The sequence below is a fragment of the Rhodoblastus sp. genome, assembly GCF_052145335.1.
Classification (GTDB): domain Bacteria; phylum Pseudomonadota; class Alphaproteobacteria; order Rhizobiales; family Beijerinckiaceae; genus Rhodoblastus.
Genome location: NZ_JBKQOU010000284.1, coordinates 1 through 3,954 on the forward strand (window position 1 = coordinate 1; position 3,954 = coordinate 3,954).

Annotated in this window: 7 protein-coding genes; 4 read left to right on the forward strand and 3 right to left on the reverse strand. The window is 56.6% G+C overall.

Going from position 1 to position 3,954, the window contains the following annotated elements; translation table 11 throughout:
• On the forward strand, positions 1-183 hold a 183-nt coding region (locus ACLP2E_RS17670), incomplete at its 5' end, for a hypothetical protein (protein ID WP_442466690.1).
• A 285-nt stretch (positions 184-468) separates the two neighbouring features.
• The gene (locus ACLP2E_RS17675; protein WP_442466687.1) at positions 469-732 is read left to right on the forward strand and encodes a KGG domain-containing protein; all 264 of its coding nucleotides are present in this window, start codon (positions 469-471) and stop codon (positions 730-732) included.
• Positions 733-763: 31 nt separating this feature from the next.
• On the opposite strand, the gene ACLP2E_RS17680 is transcribed toward ACLP2E_RS17675, so the two are convergent.
• The 3 genes from ACLP2E_RS17680 to ACLP2E_RS17690 all read right to left on the reverse strand — a co-directional run bounded on the left by ACLP2E_RS17680 (position 764) and on the right by ACLP2E_RS17690 (position 2,693).
• Positions 764-898, reverse strand: coding sequence for a hypothetical protein (locus ACLP2E_RS17680; protein ID WP_442466688.1), 135 nt, complete (start codon positions 896-898; stop codon positions 764-766).
• 612 nt (positions 899-1,510) lie between these two features.
• Entirely contained in the window at positions 1,511-2,461 is a 951-nt protein-coding gene (locus ACLP2E_RS17685) for a hypothetical protein (protein ID WP_442466689.1), read from the reverse strand.
• A 64-nt stretch (positions 2,462-2,525) separates the two neighbouring features.
• Positions 2,526-2,693, reverse strand: coding sequence for a hypothetical protein (locus ACLP2E_RS17690; protein WP_442461131.1), 168 nt, complete (start codon positions 2,691-2,693; stop codon positions 2,526-2,528).
• 165 nt (positions 2,694-2,858) lie between these two features.
• On the opposite strand from ACLP2E_RS17690, the gene ACLP2E_RS17695 reads away from it, so the two are divergent.
• Together ACLP2E_RS17695 and ACLP2E_RS17700 are read left to right on the forward strand one after the other, a co-directional pair.
• Positions 2,859-3,098: a helix-turn-helix transcriptional regulator gene (locus ACLP2E_RS17695; protein ID WP_442461132.1), complete on the forward strand. Its 240-nt coding sequence runs from the start codon at positions 2,859-2,861 to the stop codon at positions 3,096-3,098.
• Positions 3,098-3,544, forward strand: a complete 447-nt coding sequence (locus ACLP2E_RS17700; RefSeq protein ID WP_442461133.1) for a hypothetical protein — start codon at positions 3,098-3,100, stop codon at positions 3,542-3,544. The genes ACLP2E_RS17695 and ACLP2E_RS17700 overlap by 1 nt, the downstream gene beginning before the upstream one ends.
• The last annotated feature ends 410 nt before the right edge of the window (positions 3,545-3,954 follow it).

Genomic DNA, 3,954 nt, shown 5'->3' on the forward strand with positions numbered 1-3,954 from the left:
GGCGAGGAGGTTGGAATGATCGGGAAAGCCAAATCCGAGACCGACGAAAAGCGGAAGCATGACGAGGCGGACGAAGAGCTCGAGCGGGAGCTGGAAGATTCGTTCCCGGCAAGCGATCCGCCGTCGATGACCCAGCCGAGCGAGGCCGGCGCTCCTGATCACAAGGGCGACAAAGCGAAATAAAACATCGGGTCCTTATCCCTCAGCTGCCCGTACCCTCACATTCGGCCCATGCCGGGCATTGTACTCGCGCCAGTCCGGCGTCACGACCGCCTGCGTCGATCCGCACTCTTCGCACCTGAACCGGCGCAATTTCCGATGTTCGGGAACACCCTGAGGTCCGGCATCACGAATTAATGATGGACCGTTTGGGAACGGGATACCTTTCTCATTTCTTGTTTTCGACCATCGACCAACGTAGAGGCGCATCGCGCATTCCTGCCAATGCGGCCAGATCAGGAGACGGAGATGGAAATGCATCCAAGCAAGTCCAAACGCGGCTTTGCATCCATGGATCCAGAAAAGCAACGCGCCATAGCGCGCAAAGGCGGGAAAAGCGTACCGAGCGAGAAGCGCAGTTTTTCACAAAACCCTCAACTGGCTGCCGAGGCTGGCCACAAAGGCGGCCTTAGCGTCAATCCTAACCACAGAAGCTTCTCCAAGGACCATGCTTTGGCGAGGAACGCAGGCCGCAAGGGCGGGCGCGCCGCGCATGGCCATTTCCCAAAATGATAGTCCCCGGAGCGCTCCGAGCTTTCTGCGCTCATTGCTGTCTCAAGGCTGCGAGGTTCTTCGGATCGAAGGCCCCGATGCCCAGGTCATAGAGCGTCGAGAGATTTATGGTTTGATTTGGCGGCGCTAAAGCCAATTCAATCGACCGCTCCGGCGATTCGCTCAACCAAGCGAGCTCCGTTCAGCGACCGATTTTGCGCCATCGTGTCCATAAAAAAACCGCCTCCGATGAGGAGGCGGAGCATCGTCGTCGGGAGCTAACGACTCAGGCGATATTCAGGCTACACCGCTCCCATTGCGATGCAATATCAAGCCGATCCCCATACATGAAAATTTTGTGAAAGGCTTGGCGATCAAACACCTAAGCCAAAGCACGTTAAGCTAAAGCTTATCGTAGAAACTTCGCACAAAAATCAGACGCGAATTGATTCCGCATCGCAAAATTATCTGTGACACGCCTTTTCGACAAGCGTAGTGGAAGAATTAACCAAGAAATGTCATTGTCAGATAAACCCGCGCAAGCGAACACTGCCCCCCAAGTGCGCCTGCGCGGGTTAGTCGAGATTGGCCATCGCGTGTGTGCAGTATGTCCCGTCTTGGCCCCGGATGCGGTTTTTCCACATCCGGGTTTATTCTTTGCACGGCGAACGATGGCTGGATATGACAGAGAAGCCACAGGCGCTGACAAACAATTGTCAACCTTAAGCGTTCACCTAAATTGCTCAGCTTATAAGGCGGCGCATTCCGGGCCGGAATTCGATGAAGCAGCGAGGCTCGCTCATTTTCCTGCCTCGCGTTTCCAATCCTCGATACCGACCGCAGCCAAAACCGCTGCCGCGCGCGTCGAAGGCAAGGGCCTGGGCGGCTCTCCATAGGTTCCCCAGTGGAATCGATCGCCGGCGTTGTTGACCCATACGAAGTCGCCGCGACGATTGCGGCCTTCGGGCGACAGCTCGTCCCCCAAGGCTCTGAATTCGTGGAACAGCCACGTGTGATAGGATTCCACCAGCTCGCGCGGAAGGTCGGTCTTGGCTTTATTTTCCATCCAGCCATGGGCGTAGGCGGACGCGAGCCGTTGGGAAATGATGATCTCGGCGCCAGATGAAAGAGCGATCATGGCATTGACCAAGGCCGCCGCGACGTCATCGCAAGCGTCGTACCGAGCCAGATATTCGGCGCAGAATTGTACCAAGGCCACGCCGCCCGCTGGCGTCGTCGGTCGGGTTTTCAGCACGGCGGCTTCGGCCTTGTCGAAAGCCGTCCACGCCCTGTCTACGTGCTTTCTCGCCGCGTCGAGGCCCGCCGCCTTGCTCGCGTCGTCATATTCCTTTTTCGCCTGATCGAAGGCCGCGAGGATGGCGGCGATGTCTGCCTTCCACTTTTCCACCTTTTCAGGATCGACAGCAGGACGGGCGGGAAGTTTGACGCCATAGAACTTTTCAGCGAGGACGGCGATTTCACGGACGCCTGCCTCGCCGTAATCTGGCGCGAAAGGTTTGAGCCATTCGGTCAATTCAGTGCGGAAGGAAACCACTTTCGTTTCCCCGCCCATCGTGGCGCGGAATTTAAAGGGAAAGGCCACCTTCGTATTGGCGCTTTCGATCTCCTTCCGGGCTTTCTCGGCCTCGTCATAGGAGGCTTTGGCGCGGCGGAATTTGTCCAGGGCCTTAAAAATCGGGTCGGAAGCAGGCAAGCCGGTAGCGCTCGCCGAAATGGTCTTTTTCGACATGTCATTTCCTTTCATCGTGCAGAGTTTTCGTTCGCCAATTTCGGCGAGCGGTTAAAGCAACAGCTCATGCGTCCACGAGTTCGCGGACGCGGCGAGCGGCGCCGCCGGACAGCTTCGGCTTGGGCTGCTTGCGCACGGCCGCCGCCGGTTCCTGGCCTTGGTCGCGCTCGGCTGCGGCGAAAATCGCCTTGAGTTGCGGATCGCAGAAGAGATGCGAGATTTGAATTTTCATGACGGCGGCTCCGGTTTAGGCAAGCCTCAGGCGCTCGCCGAAACGATGATTTCGGGCGTAGCCTTGCGGCGGTTGTCATTTGATCCAGTGCGCTTGAATTTATATCAACCGTTCTGTTTGTCAAGCGCGCTTGATAAAAAATCAATTACAATGTAAAAATAATTCATGATCACGTCACAACAAATTCGCGGCGCTCGCGCCATGCTCGGCCTCACCCAGGCGGAATTGGCGGCGCTCGCCGGCATTTCCAAGACCGGCCTAAATAACATTGAAAGCGGCGCAACCGATCCGAAGGCATCGACGCTCAAGGCCATACAAGCCGCCCTTGAGGCCGCTGGCGCCGAATTCATCCCGGAAAACGGAAGCGGGGCGGGGGTGAGGCTTTCAAAGCGGGTTTCTGGTTGATGGCGCCGCCGATTAAAATATTCAATTTCGGCACGTATTCCGCGCGAGACTATTGGAACTTGATTACGCGCCCCGATCTCGAAGATTTTCGAATGGCGATTTCCCCCCGAACATCGGCGCACGTAGCTCAGTCACTCTGGAATCTGTGGGAATGGATTTGCGTTGAACGCGGCAAGGATCCCAAAAAGCCGGATTTTGACGAGTTGAAATGGATTCAAGAGATCGCGTTTGCAGCAAAACATCGCGAACTAACCAGGGCTTGCGATACAACGCATATGGGTTATCAGCCTTCTGGTCTCCTCGCGTACGATATCGCTGGCGGCTATGGAGTGCCATCTGGCGGTTACAGCAGCTCCTATCCTGTCATCATTCTCAAGGATGGGACCAGCCGAGCGTTTGCAGAGATCGTCGAGCGGGTCGGCGAAAACTTATCCGGGCGCCTTTAAATTTGGATTGCTGTCCTGCCAGCCCCCTCGCCAGTCCATCTAGTTCAACGCCTTTGTCGAGTGACGTTCCGGCGATGGCGTTCAGGTCGTCGCCAAGGGCTTCGCCACGCGCGGCGGCACGCTGGATATTGCGCTCTGGCTTTCCGGTGGCTGATGCAGTGGCCGCAGTGAACCTGTTAGTTTCCGTCTCGCCAAATTGGCGACACGGCCCGTCTTGATTTGCCCCGTGCTTCGTCTCTGGGTGCAATTCCTCATAGATCGCCTTGCGCCGCGCGATGGCCGCTACTGAACCTCGTGCCACTCGAAAATGAATTTGTCGCCCTGATATGTATTCCCGCTTCTTTTCGCACTATAATTTTCTCCGCCGTGGCACGCTCCTTCCAAGCTCCAATATGCGGAGTAATCATTTC